The organism is Acidithrix sp. C25, from assembly GCF_904848545.2.
Genome location: NZ_CAJHCI020000007.1, coordinates 642881 through 659786, shown reverse-complemented (window position 1 = coordinate 659786; position 16906 = coordinate 642881). Strand labels below are relative to the sequence as shown.

General features: G+C 47.4%; 15 protein-coding genes. 3 read left to right on the top strand and 12 right to left on the bottom strand.

Translation table 11 applies throughout. From position 1 onward, the window contains the following. Window positions 1-798: an indole-3-glycerol phosphate synthase TrpC gene (trpC, locus tag ACIDITHRIX25_RS84455; protein WP_052605699.1), complete on the bottom strand. Its 798-nt coding sequence runs from the start codon at window positions 796-798 to the stop codon at window positions 1-3. A gap of 674 nt (window positions 799-1472) precedes the next feature. Here trpC and ACIDITHRIX25_RS84450 point away from each other — a divergent pair. Further along, on the top strand, window positions 1473-2159 hold the full coding sequence (locus tag ACIDITHRIX25_RS84450; protein ID WP_200891254.1) for a response regulator transcription factor: 687 nt from the start codon (window positions 1473-1475) through the stop codon (window positions 2157-2159). Between the two features lie 82 nt (window positions 2160-2241). Beyond that, a complete protein-coding gene (locus tag ACIDITHRIX25_RS84445; RefSeq protein WP_052605697.1) occupies window positions 2242-3606 on the top strand; it encodes a HAMP domain-containing sensor histidine kinase in 1365 nt (454 codons plus the stop codon). Between the two features lie 33 nt (window positions 3607-3639). On the opposite strand, the gene ACIDITHRIX25_RS84440 is transcribed toward ACIDITHRIX25_RS84445, so the two are convergent. The 4 genes from ACIDITHRIX25_RS84440 to ACIDITHRIX25_RS84425 all read right to left on the bottom strand — a co-directional run bounded on the left by ACIDITHRIX25_RS84440 (window position 3640) and on the right by ACIDITHRIX25_RS84425 (window position 8725). Continuing rightward, a complete protein-coding gene (locus tag ACIDITHRIX25_RS84440; RefSeq protein WP_201732061.1) occupies window positions 3640-4506 on the bottom strand; it encodes a YgfZ/GcvT domain-containing protein in 867 nt (288 codons plus the stop codon). Window positions 4507-5057: 551 nt separating this feature from the next. Next, window positions 5058-5822, bottom strand: coding sequence for a 3-oxoacyl-ACP reductase (locus tag ACIDITHRIX25_RS84435; protein ID WP_052605695.1), 765 nt, complete (start codon window positions 5820-5822; stop codon window positions 5058-5060). 145 nt (window positions 5823-5967) lie between these two features. Continuing rightward, window positions 5968-7335 (bottom strand): aldehyde dehydrogenase family protein, encoded by a 1368-nt coding sequence (locus ACIDITHRIX25_RS84430; RefSeq protein ID WP_052605694.1) that lies wholly within the window; start codon window positions 7333-7335, stop codon window positions 5968-5970. A gap of 7 nt (window positions 7336-7342) precedes the next feature. Beyond that, complete coding sequence (locus ACIDITHRIX25_RS84425) at window positions 7343-8725, bottom strand: glutamine synthetase family protein (RefSeq protein ID WP_283770448.1); 1383 nt, start codon at window positions 8723-8725, stop codon at window positions 7343-7345. Window positions 8726-9250: 525 nt separating this feature from the next. Between ACIDITHRIX25_RS84425 and ACIDITHRIX25_RS84420 the strand changes: the two genes are divergently transcribed. Further along, window positions 9251-9421, top strand: coding sequence for a hypothetical protein (locus tag ACIDITHRIX25_RS84420; RefSeq protein ID WP_160291812.1), 171 nt, complete (start codon window positions 9251-9253; stop codon window positions 9419-9421). Window positions 9422-10293: 872 nt separating this feature from the next. On the opposite strand, the gene ACIDITHRIX25_RS84415 is transcribed toward ACIDITHRIX25_RS84420, so the two are convergent. The 7 genes from ACIDITHRIX25_RS84415 to ACIDITHRIX25_RS84385 all read right to left on the bottom strand — a co-directional run bounded on the left by ACIDITHRIX25_RS84415 (window position 10294) and on the right by ACIDITHRIX25_RS84385 (window position 16356). Further along, window positions 10294-10524, bottom strand: coding sequence for a hypothetical protein (locus tag ACIDITHRIX25_RS84415; RefSeq protein WP_052605691.1), 231 nt, complete (start codon window positions 10522-10524; stop codon window positions 10294-10296). After that, window positions 10521-10991, bottom strand: a complete 471-nt coding sequence (locus tag ACIDITHRIX25_RS84410) for a hypothetical protein (protein ID WP_201732059.1) — start codon at window positions 10989-10991, stop codon at window positions 10521-10523. The genes ACIDITHRIX25_RS84415 and ACIDITHRIX25_RS84410 overlap by 4 nt, the downstream gene beginning before the upstream one ends. 461 nt (window positions 10992-11452) lie before the next feature. Continuing rightward, the gene (locus tag ACIDITHRIX25_RS84405; RefSeq protein WP_160291811.1) at window positions 11453-11608 is read right to left on the bottom strand and encodes a hypothetical protein; all 156 of its coding nucleotides are present in this window, start codon (window positions 11606-11608) and stop codon (window positions 11453-11455) included. 607 nt (window positions 11609-12215) lie between these two features. Further along, the gene (locus ACIDITHRIX25_RS84400; RefSeq protein WP_201732058.1) at window positions 12216-13481 is read right to left on the bottom strand and encodes a hypothetical protein; all 1266 of its coding nucleotides are present in this window, start codon (window positions 13479-13481) and stop codon (window positions 12216-12218) included. A 5-nt stretch (window positions 13482-13486) separates the two neighbouring features. Beyond that, window positions 13487-15031: a sulfatase family protein gene (locus ACIDITHRIX25_RS84395; RefSeq protein ID WP_201732057.1), complete on the bottom strand. Its 1545-nt coding sequence runs from the start codon at window positions 15029-15031 to the stop codon at window positions 13487-13489. Next, window positions 15032-15448 carry an SRPBCC family protein gene (locus tag ACIDITHRIX25_RS84390; RefSeq protein ID WP_052606500.1) on the bottom strand — a complete coding sequence of 139 codons (417 nt, stop codon included), beginning with the start codon at window positions 15446-15448 and terminating at the stop codon, window positions 15032-15034. It lies immediately after the preceding gene. Between the two features lie 5 nt (window positions 15449-15453). Then, entirely contained in the window at window positions 15454-16356 is a 903-nt protein-coding gene (locus ACIDITHRIX25_RS84385; RefSeq protein WP_201732056.1) for a TetR/AcrR family transcriptional regulator, read from the bottom strand. Between the last annotated feature and the right edge of the window lie 550 nt (window positions 16357-16906).

Sequence of the window (16906 nt, the reverse complement as noted above, 5' to 3'; positions counted from 1 at the left end):
CTAACTTGGTTGGCCACTTAAAACAAATTCGGCAGTGCTATTCCTAGGAGACCCCGAGCGAACAAGTGATTCACCAATTAAAGCTGCATCAAAACCGGCCGCCAAAAGCTCGCTCATCTGCATCGGTGTGGAGACGCCAGATTCAGCCACCTTGATAGCCGACGATCCAATTAGTGGAGCAAGACGACTTGCAAGATAGGTGTCGATCGAAAAATCTCTCAAATTACGCTGATTTATTCCGATAATTTGGGCCCCGATGGCCAGTGCTATCTCAATCTCGGCCTCATCGTGCGTCTCTACTAAAACATCCAACCCAACTTCGAGAGCACAAGAATGTAGGTCTCTAAGCTCATTGGCCTCTAAACCAGCGACGATCAAAAGAACTGCGCTGGCACCGTGAATCTTCGCATCGTAGATATCTCTTTCATCTACAGTAAAGTCCTTGCGCAATATAGCAATCGGCAATGAAGAAGCTACGACATCTAGGTCATCCAAAGAACCACTGAAGAACTCACGATCGGTTAGAACTGAAATTGCCCTAGCTCCGCCTTGGCTATACATGGTCGCAAGAGCTAGTGGATCTCTGATTTCATTTAGTTCCCCCCGTGAGGGCGATCGCCTCTTACACTCTGCAATTACAGATACACCCAGATCTTGCCGGAGGGCACCCGCCAGAGACGGTGGAGCCTTTATTTCCAAAGCTTGATCACGGAGATCTCTTCGATCACGACGATCAGCCTTTGATCGATCTCGATGCCATTGCATTATCTTTTCTAAGTATGTGCCTTCAACGCCCACTTACGATCAGATCTACCTTTGTCTTTAAAACTTTAATTTCCAAAATGGGTTGCACCCAAGGCTAGCCAGACCAAAGCACTAAACCTCCCAAGAAGAGCCAAATGCGAGGATTGGCTGTATTCTGCCCATCTATCAATTCCATGGATCAATCTCTAGAGAGGTATGCATCCTTACATTTTATGAGAATCGTCTCGAAATCGAAAGATGTGGCAATTCGAATAGATCCTACAAGGGGCGCGACTGCCAAACTGAAAAGCCTTGCGTTGTCTATAAATCGCTAAAAGCCTAGAAGGTGGCCCATTAGGTTGGCGTACCCGAATCATTTGAACTCTTTGATTTTGAGCGAAAAATACTTTAGACGAGAGACACATAAGGGTCGTGGAGGATTTATCCAGGATTCCGCTTATGTGGGCAAAGGCAAAAAACTAATAACTGAAATAGAGCTATTTAAGGTACGACTATTGATTTGTATCTATTTGACTACAATTAACTCCAAATCAAAAGCACCGATCTAGCGACTCTTAAATTCCAATTATATAAACGCCCTAAAGGAAGTCACGATCCAAAAAGCTCATCAGATATCCTAAAAGTCACTGATGAACCTCATTGATCATATTTTCCTAAACATCTCCATCTAGTTTAAGTGACAGGCAAGACCATCAAGGCGGAACCAATTGACAAATAGCCAAAATGTGCTAACGATTGCAATCATCGAAGACGATCCCGATATCGCTGACCTTTTAAACAGCTATCTTCGAAAAGAAGGCTACCGAGCCCTAATAGCCGGTGACGCCCATTCCGCTCGCCAACTAATCGAAACCGCAAGCCCATCGCTGATCTTATTGGATCTTGGTCTACCAGGTGGAGTAGATGGCCTTGAATTGCTCAAGGAGATTAGAGGTAAATCCCAGGTGCCAATAATGGTGGTCACGGCTCGAGATGGCGAGATCGACCGAATTTTAGGACTTGAGCTAGGAGCAGACGACTATGTCGCCAAACCGTTTTCACCTCGGGAAGTAATCGCACGCATAAAGGCGATACTGCGGCGAACCGATACCTCCACGCCAGCACCCACACCACAGATGGAGGCTGGAAATATCAAAATTGACACCTTCGCACACCGTGTTACATGTAGCGGCATTGAGGTTGCTCTTACCACTAAGGAATTTGAGCTCCTGCGATACTTGGTACTGAATCGCAAGATTGCCCTGAATCGAGATCAGATTCTCGAGGCAGTTTGGGGTGTCGAGTGGTTTGGAGATGAGCGCACGATCGACGTTCATATTCGACAGTTGCGCAAAAAATTCAAAGACGAGTTGAATTTAGTGACCCTATGGGGAGTTGGATACAGGCTCGAGTGAATCAAGATCACCACTAAGGACTGTAGCTCGCAACGAACAAAGATATTTACGAAGATCAATAAGATGAAAGGTCACCTAGAAAATGCGACATCGACTAGCACTAACTATATCATTGGTAGTACTAGTGGCTCTCATCGTTGCGGGAACCGGAGTTGTCCTAATCCTAAGGGCCCAAGTCCAGCATGGAGCGGTCGTTCAACTAAGCAAAGAGGTTGAGACGATCGCCAACCAAGCAAATATTGCAAATGCTCAAATCCTAAGGTTGATCCGGATCGCAGCCGCTTTGGACGGCGCCAAATTAATTCCAATCAACCAAACCACCGGGATGCCCCTCTTCAACCTACCGCGGCCACTGATCGCCTCGATATTTTCGCCAACAAAAATCCTTGGAGGCTATGGCCAAAGTGGAGTCTTTAGAAACTTTGCATACGCGGCACTACCAATTCATACCGGTGTCGGCTCGCCACAATCTAGGTTAAACCTCTTAGTTATCACCCGTGCGATTCCGCCAATTCATACCGCAATCATCTTCCTAGCGATCACCATGCTGACTGCCATCCTTATCGCAATAGTTGCAGCTGAGGCGCTGACCTTCAGATTGACAAAACCAATACTTGGAGTAATCGCCACAACCTCCAAAATCGCCAAAGGAGACTTTGAGGCTCGCATTCCAGATGACCCGCAGAGATTTAAAGAACTTGACCTTCTGATCGAGTCGATCAATACGATGGCGCAAGATCTAGCGGAATCAAAGGATGCTCAAAGTCAATTTCTCCTTGCGATTTCACATGATCTTAGAACGCCTCTGACATCGATCAAAGGTTACGCAGAAGGGATTATAGATAGTGCGGTAGAGCCCAACGACGGTGCCAAGACGATTCTAAACCAGGCAAACCGCCTAAGCCGCCTCGTAGGAGATCTACTAGATCTAGCAAAGCTCCAGGCCAACACCTTCTCACTCTCCATTCAAAAGATTGACCCCAAGATGATTGCCGACCAGGTAGCAAGGGTTCTTGGGGACAAAGCAAGGCGAAGTCAGATCGACTTTAAATACCTTCCCTTTTCAACTTCATCCGATCTTGAGATCCAAGGCGATCCAGATCGATTGATTCAAATTCTGACCAACATCGGTGATAACGCCTACAAGTTTGCAGCCACGCGCATAGCACTTACATGTTCGATACAAGACAACGAGATAAGAATCACTATCGCAGACGATGGTCCAGGAATTTCAGAAACCGCCAAAGAGGCAATTTTCAAACGCCCTTACCAAGCTGGAGATACTAAAGCAAGAGAGGTTGGCTCGGGCTTTGGCCTTCTGATTGCATCGCGACTGGCACAAAACATGAACGGTAGGATCTCTTATAAATCTCCCTTTGTAGAAAATAGCTCCGGAACGGCTATGACGGTTGCCTTTGATCGATCAGATTTAAATCTGGACCTCTAATTTCAACAACAAAGACTCGATGGAAGCGCTAGTTCAAAAGATCGCAGCTACTTTGACTTCCTTGGCCGTTTCGCCCAGGAAGGTTAGATTATCTGTCACAAAAGCTCTAGTGACCCTCATAAAGCCGACGGTCTCATAGCTAGAGAGATCATCTAGAACGATCTTGGGATTCAATTTAGCCAACTCTAAAAGATCGTGGGAAACCGCCGCTATTGAGGTAACAAAGCCTACGCCTTTAGAGTTCTGAAATACCTCCGCACCAAGTTCATCACTAAATCCAGTCCCTGCAAAGGCCATTACCAACGATGGCGCCTTCGCCCCTCTCGAATCCACCCTCTCAACTAACTCTTGGCCCGTATAGCAACCTTTAGTAAATGAGGCATAGCGACCAAGCTCACCAATTGAATTAGGAAGTGCCCCTAAAGCTATATCTCTGATGGAAACCGGCCAATTCGAGATCGCACAAAGGCCGATGTAGCTCGGGTCAATAGCGCCATCGAGAACCGATTCCTCGCCTCGATATGGTCGCGCCTTTTGGTAATATCCGGGAAGTGATCCGCTGGTGGCAATTGCGCTCTCTGAAAATGAGTCGTCGGTATCAACTACCAAATTAAGCCAACTATCTACTTCGATCGTTGCCTTAGTTCGAATCAAAAACATCCGCAATCGCACTAGCACTGCCTCCAATGCGGCAGCCGGAACTATTAGGACAAATTCATCTTTGCTAATCCTATGGATTTCAGCCAAGGATACCAGATGGCCATTTGGCTCAAGAAGTAGAGTTGGTGAGGTCTCCCCGACTCCCAGTTCCAAGATATCGGCCGATAGTTGCGAATGAAGATATTTGGCAGCATCGGCTCCCGAAATATTTAGAGAAACCGCGACATTAAAAAACAACATAACTATCAGAATTCCTATTTTTCGATGATCGAGACCTCTCGATACCACCAAAGTAACGAGGAGATAATGCAAAAGAGACGGATGCGTGCTATCTACAACGCTTAAGTTCTGAAAATAATTCATTCCTCAAATGATCAGCCAACGCCAAAGCCGCCGCACCGGAGTTGTCCTGTTTGATGGGCCAAAAATATCGGGCCAAAAATCCAACAATCTAGCGCTATCTCTCGAGCCAGCGAAGATGTGATTCGCTCCCGTCGATGCCTACGAAGCATAAATCCATCATCGATCTAAGGACCAATGTGCTACCCCAAAGCTACCATCGCCAAGTTGGCTGCCATCACCAACTTGGCGAGCCTCAAATCGAAAATAGCACATAAGTGTTCTCGTGGTAGCGGCCCTTTGAATCAAAAAAATCATCTCACCTTGCAAATCGTAACGACCACTCAAAGGGCCGACATGGCCTAAATCTTATGAAAAATATTCAAGGCTCGATTGAAAACGATCCAATAGAAGCTACAGAACCCGAGGCTGATGATTGCTCGAGATATGATCTAAAGCGGCGTCACATAGGCACCGGTCAGGCCTCCATCCACCAAAAAGTTCGAAGCGGTCATAAAGGATGCGTCGTCCGAAGCCAGGAAGGCGACGGCAGCGGCGACTTCGCTCGCCTCTCCAAAGCGTCCCATCGGGATATGCACAAGGCGTCGTTGAGCTCGCTCAGGATCCTTAGCGAATAGCTCTTGAAGTAATGGGGTGTTGATCGGTCCAGGGCTAATTGCATTCACCCGAACACCAGATCTCGCAAATTGAACCCCGAGTTCACGCGTCATCGCCAAAACTCCACCCTTAGAAGCTGTGTAAGAGATCTGCGACGTCGCTGCACCCAAAGTTGCGACAAAGGATGCGGTATTGATAATGCTTCCCTTTTTCGCCGCCAACATATGAGGTAGCACCGCTTTGCAGCAAAGAAAGACCGACTTGAGGTTGACATCTTGCACACGCTGATAGGCGTCGATTGAGGTATCAAGGATTGAATCGTCATCGGGAGGAGAGATCCCGGCGTTATTAAAGGCTATATCGATTCGACCAAATCGATCTATAACTTGCCCGACCATGGCATCAACGCTCGCAGGATCAGCTACATCGGTCTCAATCGCCAATGCACCAAAATCTGAGGCCACCTTGAGTGCGCTAGTGATGTCAAAATCTGCAACCACCACCTTTGCCCCCTCCGAGACAAACCTCTCAAGAGTAGCCTTTCCTATCCCAGAGGCACCGCCAGTAATTATTGCGACTCGATCTTCTAAACGACGCATTCCCTAAAATCTCCTTCTCAATGCGGCCTGAACTTAGCCAGAGCCACCAAATCGTTACTAAAACTACTTATTTGACCCAAAAAATTAGCTGCTGCTATCGCCTTGGGGCGGCAACCAACCACTCCTGTGCCTCTTTGCCAAGGGGTTATATCTCAGTGCTTATAAAGACATTTTTAACTTCACAGAACGAATCGGGCGCATCCGGTCCAAGCTCACGGCCAAGCCCCGACATCTTATATCCCCCAAATGGCGTCGAGTAACGTACCGATGAATGCGAGTTGACCGAAAGGTTCCCACTTTGTACACCCCGAGCAACTCGAAGGCCACGTCCAAGGTTGGACGTCCAGATGGAACCCGAAAGGCCATAGTCTGAATCATTTGCGAGCGCTATCGCCTCTTGCTCATCTTTGAACTTAGTAACCGTTACCACCGGACCGAAGATCTCCTCGCGAAATAGGCGATGCGACGGATCAATACCGCCGATAACAGTGGGTGGGTACCAAAACCCCGGCCCCTCAGGAGCACTACCCTTGAACAAAACTAACGACTCATCGACATATGAACGCACAGATTCTCTGTGTGATGCCGTAATCAACGGACCCATCTGTGATGTTTCGAGACTAGGATCCTCGACCCTCACCCCTTTGACCGCCTCTTCAAAACGCTCCATAAACTTGTCATATATGCTCTCTTGTACCAACAGCCGAGAACGAGCACAACAATCTTGACCAGCATTATCAAATACCGAAGAAGGGGCAGATGCAGCCGCTTTGTCAAGGTCAGCATCGTCAAAGATAATGTTGGCACTCTTTCCACCCAACTCCAAGGTGACGCGTTTGATTTGATCGGCCGCCAGTCTCTGTATGCGACTTCCAACTGCGCTCGATCCAGTAAAGACAATCTTACGTATTGCTCGGTCTAAAACCATAGTTTCGCCAACGTCGCTCCCAGAGCCGGTCACCACTTGAAAAACGTCCTCTGGGATGCCAGCTTCAAGGGCGAGTTCCCCCAATCGGATAGCAGTCAGTGGAGTCACCTCTGCTGGCTTCAATACGACAGTGCACCCAGCTGCTAGAGCGGGCCCAAAGCCCCATGATGCAATCGGCATGGGAAAGTTCCACGGCACAATTATCCCCACAGGGCCAATTGGCTCTTTGAAAGTAATGTCAATACCTTGAGCCACAGGAATCTCACGACCTCCAAGGCGCTCTACGGACCCTGAATAATAGGCAAGAACGTCAGCTACATTGTTGGCTTCCCAAATTGCATTAGAGATAGTGTGGCCAGAATTTGCCACCTCAATATCGGCCAATTCCTTGACGTGGGATCGAACGGTCTCGGAGAAATTGCGCAGTAACGCAGCCCTCTGAGATGGTGGCACCAACTTCCAAGAAGCGAACGCCGAAGTTGAGCGCTCTATTGCCCTTGAAGTTTGTTCGGGGGTATTTCGAACAACCTGGCTGATTTGAGATTCATTTGACGGATTTACAACGTCAAAAAGAGAACTAGACATTTGTCAACTACATCCTTTCGAAACTTCTGAATCGTTCCCAGTCGGTCACGGAACGATTAAAAGCATCCAATTCGACCTTTGCCATATTGGCATAGTGGTCAACAACATCATCGCCAAAGCTGGCGCGATTGAAGGCGGAGGATGAAAAGTCATCCAGCGCACTTCTGAGCGTATCTGAGACTCTGGGAAGATCACCATCATAGGCACTCTTAGGATAAGGCTCCTCCAGCGTCATGCCCGAGTCAACACCATCAAGGCCACTAGCGATCATTGCTGCAATAACTAGATAGGGGTTTGCATCCCCACCGGGCAGGCGGTTCTCATATCTCAGACCAGGGCCACGTCCGACAAGACGTATGGAGCATGTTCGATTATCGATACCCCAAGCAATGGCCGTCGGCGCGAAGGATCCTTCCACGAAGCGTTTATAGGAATTTATATTGGGGGCCATAAAGAGAGTCGTCTCTCGCATGTGCGCCAACTGGCCTGCGATGAAGGCGCTTCCAAAGTTGGAAAGCTTCTTAGGATCAATAGGATCAACCATTGTTAGCGAGTCATCAAGACCACGTATCGACAGGTGGGTATGACAAGAAGATCCTTCCCGCTCGTTGAACTTGGCCATAAAGGTTATCGACTTCTTACGTGCCGCTGCGATCTCCTTGGCACCCAACTTGTAGACAACGTGATTATCCGCAGTCCTAAGTGCGTCACTATAGCGAAAAGCAATCTCGTGCTGGCCTAGATTACACTCGCCCTTAACCGACTCGACCTCCATGTTCGCACCGGTCATTCCAAGGCGGATCTCGCGAAGCAGACCATCTATCCTTGAGACCCCCAAGAGGGAGTAGTCGACATTGTACTTATTTGCGGGCTTGAGATTTCGATAACCTTCCTCCCAAGCCTCTTCGTAGGAGTTCTCAAAGACGATGAACTCCAGTTCAGTTCCGACAAGTGCCCTAAGTCCACGATCGGCTAGACGCTTGAGTTGCGCCTTTAGAATTGACCGGGGAGCCTGCCTCAGAATCGAACCGTCTTCCCACACCACATCGGCTTGAACCATCGCGGTATTTTGTTGCCAAGGAATATAGCGAAGGGTAGACATGTCGCAGGTCATCACCAAGTCTCCATAGCCACTCTCCCACGAGCTTATCTCATACCCAGATACCGTATTCATGTCGACGTCACAGGCAAGAAGGTAGGAGCAACCCTCGGTTCCGTTCGCGACAACCTCAGAAAGAAAAAAGGAGGCAGATAGCTTCTTTCCCACCAACCTTCCCTGCATATCCGTAAACGCAACGATAATGGTGTCTATCTCACCTTGTTCGATATCAGACCGAAGTCGTTCATAGGTAAGGCTACGATCACCTAAATTCAAATCGGGATAAGGCACAACTTCTCCTTAGTAAAATCTCACTGTCGACTCAACGCCTATTAGTTGATCAAAGCTACCAAATGAATGCTAAAGCTAGTGCGCGATTTACGACAAGTATCTAAAAATTAACCCTATCTCCAGGCACCATATGAAGAGCATGATTTCAGGTAGCAGACAGCCATAAAGGTTTTTTCTTGTGATCATTCTGGAGAAAAGATACCGCCACTAGCGTTCAAAGGAAACATGGCGACAATGTGACACCTCATCATAGATTTACGCTCCAACGACTCACTGACTGACTAACTGACTGACTGCCAATGCCGAAAAGTTGGTACTTCAGTTGGAGCTGATACCACACAAAGCTAATCAACCTTAATCAACTTTACCTTGTTCCTAAGAGTCTCCCAGGCGGTCTACTTGCTATCGTTGCTAGCTGAAGTCCCTGCTCGTCAGAGTGCTACCTGAGGGAGGAAGTGATGATCCAACGCGTAATTGGCCCAATGGAGGTGCAGGTTCAATGGAAACCACTCCCACCAAACAGCCATGGCCAACCAAGATTGTGATCAAGGCACAGCCAAGGAGACGCGTTGGAAGATAGTCGCAGTGGACCCACAGGGATCGACCGGCATTACAGTACCTGGATTACTTAGATATAGGCTTCGGGCAAAGAGATGGAAGGCCGACCCTAAGGCCGGCCGATTTGCCGAGTGGTAGTAGCAATGATCCTGTGAGACCACCCGGGCGAATAATCCATTCTTGTCGTTGGCTAGTCAACACTCGAGCGTGAGAAATTCTACATTTACGATGGTGGAACTTGTATAATGAGTAAAGTTGGCGAAGAGCCTTTTGTGGGTCTAGTTGCGAAAGCTTGGACAAGTCGTTGCGGCCGTTGCTGATAAGCATTCGCTCAGCTAGATAATTTAGGTCCCATTTTCCCATCGGCTTTAGCGCCATGGTGAATGCCCGTCTCTCGGGCGGCTCCACAAAATAACGCACTGTAGAGGTGTCGCACAAAACTACTATCTACAATTACAGATCTACCAGGGTACCGATATCTAGCACTACAAGGCAACCCGAATCTCGCAACTCTCGGTACTTTGGTTTTAAAAGGAGCTCGCTTTTACCTGGTCCCCGTGGTGCTGCGGTGAAAAATTCGCGAAACAAAGAGTTCCAAGGATCCCAGAGGAATTCCTGCCTCTTTACCTTGCCTGCTGCGCCAGATCACTTTATATCCTTTAGGGAGCGAATCCTCAGGTACCGGCCGAAATACATTTTCAAACACCAGCAAGTACAAACCCCATAAAACGATAACTCTGACCGATTTCATAGGGATGTTTAAGTAAAGAAGCATAAAAAACGGGAAGGTCACCATTGCCAGGATTATGCGTCGGATATGAGGATCGTTCCGCATGAATTTACGGACGCCTTTGAAATTCATTGTCCACCCTCTCTCATATATCTATCGAGCTGAATGTGCAGGTTGAGCACCTACGAGCCCAATCCATTCAGCTTGGAATTGATTTTGCGGATCTCCACTCCCTTGACGACAAGCACAGCTCCGACCGTTGTATCTATAGGTTTTTAGATTAAATCTCATCTTCTTGAGTCGCCTTAAGTGCCTGCAGTTCACCTTTGACTCTGTGATAGAGAATGCCGTAAGTCACGATCGTGACAACTAAGTCGAGAAGAATCTCTAACTGAAATCCGTGACCAACATGGTAAAAAATAAGCACCAACGCAGTAGATCCAAAGAAGACAAGGAAAATCCACAATCCAAGTTCTTTGCCGACGCGAAACACATTCACCTTCGCCATCATGGTCTCGCCGTATGCGCAGGACTCGCTAGAGATCCAATAGCCATAATCCAACCCCATGCACCAGTCTCAGATGCACAGCCCACAGCGAATTGAACTCCTGCTGTCTGAATCTCGCTGGAACCCAACGCTATCACTCCAAAGCCTGCGAAAAGACATGCCCCACCAGCTTCCACAAGCAGCTTGACCAACGGAACGTCCGATGCGCAAAAACTTACCGGACCGAACCTAGCCAAATCGTAGTTAGTTTCTGTGCAAAGGTGCAGATTATTTGGACCGTAAGTCGCAGGACCACTGAAATATGTAGTTCCGCCTCCGCCTATAAGTAAGTTCGGTTTGGGAAGTGGGATCGAAGAAAGTTGGGATGCGCTTGCTGCTAGGGGTGCCGATACGAAGGTCGCTGCACTAGATAGAACCGCCAATGCCCCCAAACCAACTGCGATCCTTCCTGTTATTCTTTTAATACCCACCGTAAACATCCCCTCTTTGTTATTAGCTATCATGCTGATAGCGTTCGTCAATACGGCTGGTAGAGCGAGTTCACCTATCGTGGATAAGCCCTTGATTTATTGATTCTGCCATAAAGCATCCCCATGGTTACCACCACATTCGAAGCTAACCTCCGTAGTCATAGAACACTAGGAGTAACGCTAGCTAATTATTTTGGGCTCGGCATCTGCCCAAAAGATGATTTTTCGGTTTTTCGGGTGTAATTTCTTAGCAGATTACTCACAAAAGATACTTAGATTGTGGTCTTTCCGGCTTATAAAACACCCAAAGAAATGATAGATGTAGCGAAATCGATGTGGCGAACAACTTTCTCCAAGTGTAAGCATTGCGAGCTTCCTTGCAAATACTTAGCCATTGGGAAAAAGTCTGACTTAGCAGACCTAAAAGGTACCAATCTAATTGTCCGGGCAGAATGTGATTTCTAAATCAGGTGGCTGTCTCGCATTGGGGACAATAGGCCAGAATCCATAAAGGCATTTTGGTCAATTAGCAGTAGCGGCTTCGAAAAGCCCGTAGTCAAAGGCACCTTAGAGATCTCTTTGTCTAGTTCTTGTTGTAGGCCGAAATTCAAAGCCACCCGTCACCGCCTCGTTTGATCCTTGAAACGGTAACAGATCAAACAGCGGTGAGATTTGTTGGAGCAAAATAAATATTTATAATTCAAATTCAATGGTACATTCTGGCAATCGGTTACTATAATTCCAGCTCAGAGATGTTTACTAATTCACGATTGATCTCGACAATATTAGCTTTAGCAACTTAAGATTCTTGTGCTCATGTGGCACCTTCACACTCGTTTGTGCCAAAAACACGCAATAATCACGCCTTTGTTGAACATCTTTTCATCATCAATACTCTCCACTCTCACCGACACTTGCTTGGCTTTAGATGTATCAAATACACCATTTGAAGTTCAAGATAATCTCATCTGCCTATTCATGAACGCAACAATCTAACTAGCAATTGATGAACCATTTAAAGCCGATCGCCTCTAAAGCGACTTCATAAATAGGGAATTTCAACCCCTAGTCACAGTCAAATCCGAAATGCCCCTCCTATTGGTCGGAGTTACTAATCCATCAGAGTTACTTAGCGGTTTTGAAGTACGAGTGACCTATGCAAGCCTTAGCAGAGCCGACAAAATAACTCTCGAGGTAGCCGACAGCGACCACCTCGAGCTCAGATTAGTCACAAAATGCGATACGGCTAATGGTAGAAAAAGTGCACAGATACAGGTCGTGGTTGAAACCTACAGCCGGGAAGAGGACTGACTGAACGGGACTACCGGTGTCAACCCTGACGACCTCGTCACCGCTTTCAATCTCCAAAATTACCATTTGTGCGATATTTCGCTCCAGATCATAGTCATCGCTTACCACCAACCCCTCGTCTCTGAGGTAGACCATATGGCCACCGTGATTTTGGGAACGGCTCCATCTCTGAGTCATATTTCCCAAGTCATCAAAGTCGAAGGCCGTAACAATGCCATTTCCGGAGTCATATCCAACTGCGATCCGACGTTCAAAATCTACAAGCGGAGGATTGGCCACAACACCCTTGGACAGGTCACTAATTCGCCCCGATGTAACTTGGCCCGATACCAAATCCACTCGAAACAATCGGACCTCACTTGACAAAGTTCCAACACCTATAAGGGTGCCGTTATAGCGATAGGAATCATCTCCGTTATCTAAAAACCAGGCACTAGAGTCCCCCACAACCACATCCCAAGCTGATCCTTGACTCTCGGTGGTCTTATATAAAGGCAAAAACTCCGAGTCCAACTCCAATTTGCCTCGAAATCGAACCCGCATCAAGGTCCGATCGCCAGCAACATAGATATCGTTAGCGACTGAACTTATTCTGGCTATCGATGGCTCTGAGAGTTCGATCACATCCAACATCTCAAGACTATCTGGCTCCAGAACCACTAAATGCGACGGCATCTGCTCTGATTTTTCAAGGACATTACCCGGACGAGAGCCGGCAAAATCCTTAGTGGCTATAGTTCCATCCTCGAGAATTACCAATCCATTGTACGGTTTGACTCTGGGTAGCTCTTTCGAGGCGAGAAGGACCAATTCTGAACTTAGGCGACTGATGTGATTGCCAAAAACAACATAGATCGAGCCGTTTGAATGAACGGCAATGCTTCCGGGCCATGTGGGTCCACCCTCTAGCTCCAAAGAGGTGACTATAGGTTCTAGCGATATTGGATCGATCTTTTCTACAAAGCACTTAGCGTTGTCGCCGCTTCCGTGGCGCAAAAGGTAGATCTCCCCTGTGTCTCTAGTTACCACCATCGTGGCAAGTGGTACAAAACGCGAAGTAACCTCTACATTTTTGCGCCCACCAATGAGACCAAGGTCGCCAGAGTGGTTCGCTATTCCAAGGCGAGAGGGCCCTCCATCTTCACCGGACCAAATTGAATTGTAATACCCCACCGACATAGCAATCAAACCGGAGCTTGGAGGATACGTCTTTTACCCGGGTGCCTAGGAAGGCTCTCCCAAATACGATCGACAAGCCCATCACGAATCGAAGTCAAGGAGGGATCACCCCAACGGTTATGGTGCTGGAGTGGATCCTGGACGATATCGTATAGTTCGCCTTCAGATCCATCATGAGAAGTACCTGGCTGATAGGTAGTACATACCCATTGATCAGCCATAATAGTGCGCAAATGAACATTTACGCCAAATAGTTCACTATCCCACTCGGTCAGCACGCACGAAAAATCCCGATTCGTTGCGTCCTCGTCGCTTATTGGAAGGGCCTTTCCTTCCATCCATGACTGAGGTGAAACTCCAGCAATTTGACAAAAAGTGGGCGCCAAATCCAATAGTCCAACCGGCTTAGTAACCGTTGATGGCCTAATTCCCGCCGACGGGGCTGGTCGCCATATCAACGGCAATCGCATTAAGCCATCTACATGATATGGCCCTTTGAAGAGCAGTCCGAAATCACCCTGCAATTCGCCGTGATCGGTGGTGAAGATAATGTCCACATCGTCATAGCATCCTTTTTCAATCAACGAAGTGATTACTCTGCCAATTGCTTCATCGATCAACTCGCACTCAACGGCATTTCGAGCATTAACCTCGCGGACCTGGTCGGCCGTCAAGGTGGCTGGGACCCATGAACTTGGCGCTTCGTAGTTCGAGATAAGGGTTCCATCGTACCACGCTCTCCAATGTCGAGGCTTATCGTCTAGGATCGCCTCACGCTGACTCTGGGACTCGATATAGCCATTAGGCAGGGGTACGTCTTTCCAATTTATTCTCGCGACCTCAGATTGAGGCGGATCCCATGGATGGTGCGGGTCTGGAAAGCTCATCCAGCAAAACCAATCCTCGTCATTGCCCAAGGTGTTGAGCCAAGAAATTGTGCGGTCTGCTACCCAATCGGTATGGTACAACTCCTTTGGAACCGGGTTAACATGCACCTGAGGGGCCCCTGTATCGCCATCACCCTCCGAATTAACATCGAAGGACGAATTCAAAACGCTATAGAATCCACCGATTACCTCCGGATGGTTTTCCAAAAGCCAACGCGAATAGTGAAATGGGCCAACTGGTCCGTGCGCAGCTGACTCCATATGCTCAAAACCACGATACAAGCCCAAAAGAGGAGAAGCCGAACCTTGGCTCATCGCATTTTCCTCAAAACGTAGAAATGGATCCAAAAATGGTTGAAAGTGAGCTTTACCAATGAGGGCGGTTCGATAACCTACTTGATTTAAGACACTAGCCACAGATGGAGCCGCAACTGGAAGAGGTACGCCATTCATCCAAACACCGTGCGTACTTGGGTACTGGCCAGTCAACATGGTTGAACGTGAAGGCATACACACTACCGATTGAGGGTGCGCTCGCTCAAAGCGAACACCCGTCCTAGCCAGTTGATCTACCACCGGTGTCGATGCCAAAGTCCCACCATTGCACCCTAAGGTATCGTATCTCTGTTGATCGGTGGTAATAAAAAGAATTTTCCGAGCCAATTAAACCTCACCTTTTGTATTTTTATCCTCTAAGATTTCGCGAAGATTCTCGAGCGCTGCACCGGCTGCACCGCCAATGATCAAGCCAAAGTTGGCTGGTTCCGCATCAACGCTATAGATAACGAGAGATCTCTCTTCATCAACCTCGATCACGTCTATGGTTGATAGATGTTCCTTGACGATCGGAGCTATTATCCGATATTGAAAACGATGAGCAACAGGATCAATCGTCACGATGGTCTCAGGCAAGCTAAGGCCGCTGCCTAAAACAATCACGCGTGTCGTACCCTCTAGAGTTGCAGAGGCAATCCCCACAAACCATCGAGAGATCGCAAGAGGATCGCCAATCATCTCCCAAATCGTTTCAATGTCAGCTTTGATAAAAACCTCATAGCGAATTGATGCCCGCTTTTGCATTTCTTTTATTCTTCCTTACGGTTTAGACTACCTTGGCCATGTGATCCTCTTGATGCATATTCACTCTGTCGAATAATTCCCATGATGGCATCGAAAAGACAATCTCGAATCTGGGCCATCGACAGGTTTTGGTCATTGACCATAAGACAATAGGCTTCAAATGAGGAGAGGACGTCAATGGCCAAGAGAGTCATATTCGAATCCATTGATTCACTCGAAGGTAAAAAATCACCCAATATCCTTGCAATTTGGTGTCTTAAAAATCTCCTATTTCTTGAGATTTCTTCTTGAAGTATAGGTTGAAAAGGTGCGTTCAATCGGGCGACCATTGCGACTGGGGAAATTGCACTAAATAGCGTAATACGTTGATCAATGAGTGCTCCAACGCGATCATTCAATGTAGCATCGGCATTCAGCTTAACTTCTAACAAAGGCAGGGATCGATAAATCGCTCGAGCAATCGCGCTACGAACTAGATCGTCGGTATCGCTAAAGTAGCGAAATATAGAGCGACCCGAAACACCAGATGCTATGCCAATCTCTAATACGCTTGGCCTAAGGTTGCCGTTGGAGTAGAGATTTAAAAGTCCATCAACGACTAGGAGTCGATTTCGTTCACGACGGCTGCGACGACCATCTGGGTCACCCGGTGTCTCCTCTTCAAAGAAAGAAGCTGAGCCCAGGATTACCTCAAACTCTACAATTGCGCAATTAGTACTAGGTACAGTAGTCGTGCTAACAGAATCGAGATCCTCGTGGCTATCATGGTCGCAATCGCCATCAAGACATGCTGCTTCACATTTAGAAGCCTGTGATAGTATCGAAAATGCCACAAAGAGAGACTTGCGAAGAAGCAACTCATCTATTGGCTTCAGACTCGATCCATCGGTGGTCACCGAAGTGCTCATGCTCTTTGCAATTCCGTATCCAATTCAATTTCCAATTCATGTTCGATCGCTAACCCAAAAGAGCCAACATACCCAAATCCCATAGCGCCAAAATGATTCCGGCTACGGCACGAAAATTTAGATCGTCCCAATTTCGTCAAAAGCAAGCCTAAAACCCTGGCTCCAATGTATGTAATATCCAGATATAGAAGATCTCAATACAAATTTATGATCCATATACTTTTCAACGTACCTCAAGAGGCAAGTACTTAAGAACCTTTAAAATCGTGCGAACTCGACCTCAAAAGAACTCTAAAATCGTGCTAACTCGACCTCAAAGCAGCAACATCCTAACCCTAGTCCATCCCTAGTCCATCTCTAAGGTACCAGATAAACTCCTCCATTACCCTTGCCAAATCGACCCAACGCACAAAAAATCAAAGATAGATATCCTTTGAATCTCATACTAACCCAACTTTTGTCAGTCAATATGTCAAAACAATGATAACTTTGAATTATTGGAGATAAGTTCGGTACACGATGAGAAAAGATCGCTTAGGTAATTTTCCAC

Bases quoted from the DNA above. Each gene is read 5' to 3' on its own strand.
- ACIDITHRIX25_RS84415 (WP_052605691.1), bottom strand. From the start codon at position 10,524: ATGATGGCGAAGGTGAATGTGTTTCGCGTCGGCAAAGAACTTGGATTG.
- ACIDITHRIX25_RS84390 (WP_052606500.1), bottom strand. From the start codon at position 15,448: ATGCAAAAGCGGGCATCAATTCGCTATGAGGTTTTTATCAAAGCTGAC.
- ACIDITHRIX25_RS84440 (WP_201732061.1), bottom strand. From the start codon at position 4,506: ATGTTGTTTTTTAATGTCGCGGTTTCTCTAAATATTTCGGGAGCCGAT.
- ACIDITHRIX25_RS84445 (WP_052605697.1), top strand. From the start codon at position 2,242: ATGCGACATCGACTAGCACTAACTATATCATTGGTAGTACTAGTGGCT.
- ACIDITHRIX25_RS84385 (WP_201732056.1), bottom strand. From the start codon at position 16,356: ATGAGCACTTCGGTGACCACCGATGGATCGAGTCTGAAGCCAATAGAT.
- ACIDITHRIX25_RS84435 (WP_052605695.1), bottom strand. From the start codon at position 5,822: ATGCGTCGTTTAGAAGATCGAGTCGCAATAATTACTGGCGGTGCCTCT.
- ACIDITHRIX25_RS84400 (WP_201732058.1), bottom strand. From the start codon at position 13,481: ATGTCGGTGGGGTATTACAATTCAATTTGGTCCGGTGAAGATGGAGGG.
- ACIDITHRIX25_RS84430 (WP_052605694.1), bottom strand. From the start codon at position 7,335: ATGTCTAGTTCTCTTTTTGACGTTGTAAATCCGTCAAATGAATCTCAA.
- ACIDITHRIX25_RS84420 (WP_160291812.1), top strand. From the start codon at position 9,251: ATGGCCAACCAAGATTGTGATCAAGGCACAGCCAAGGAGACGCGTTGG.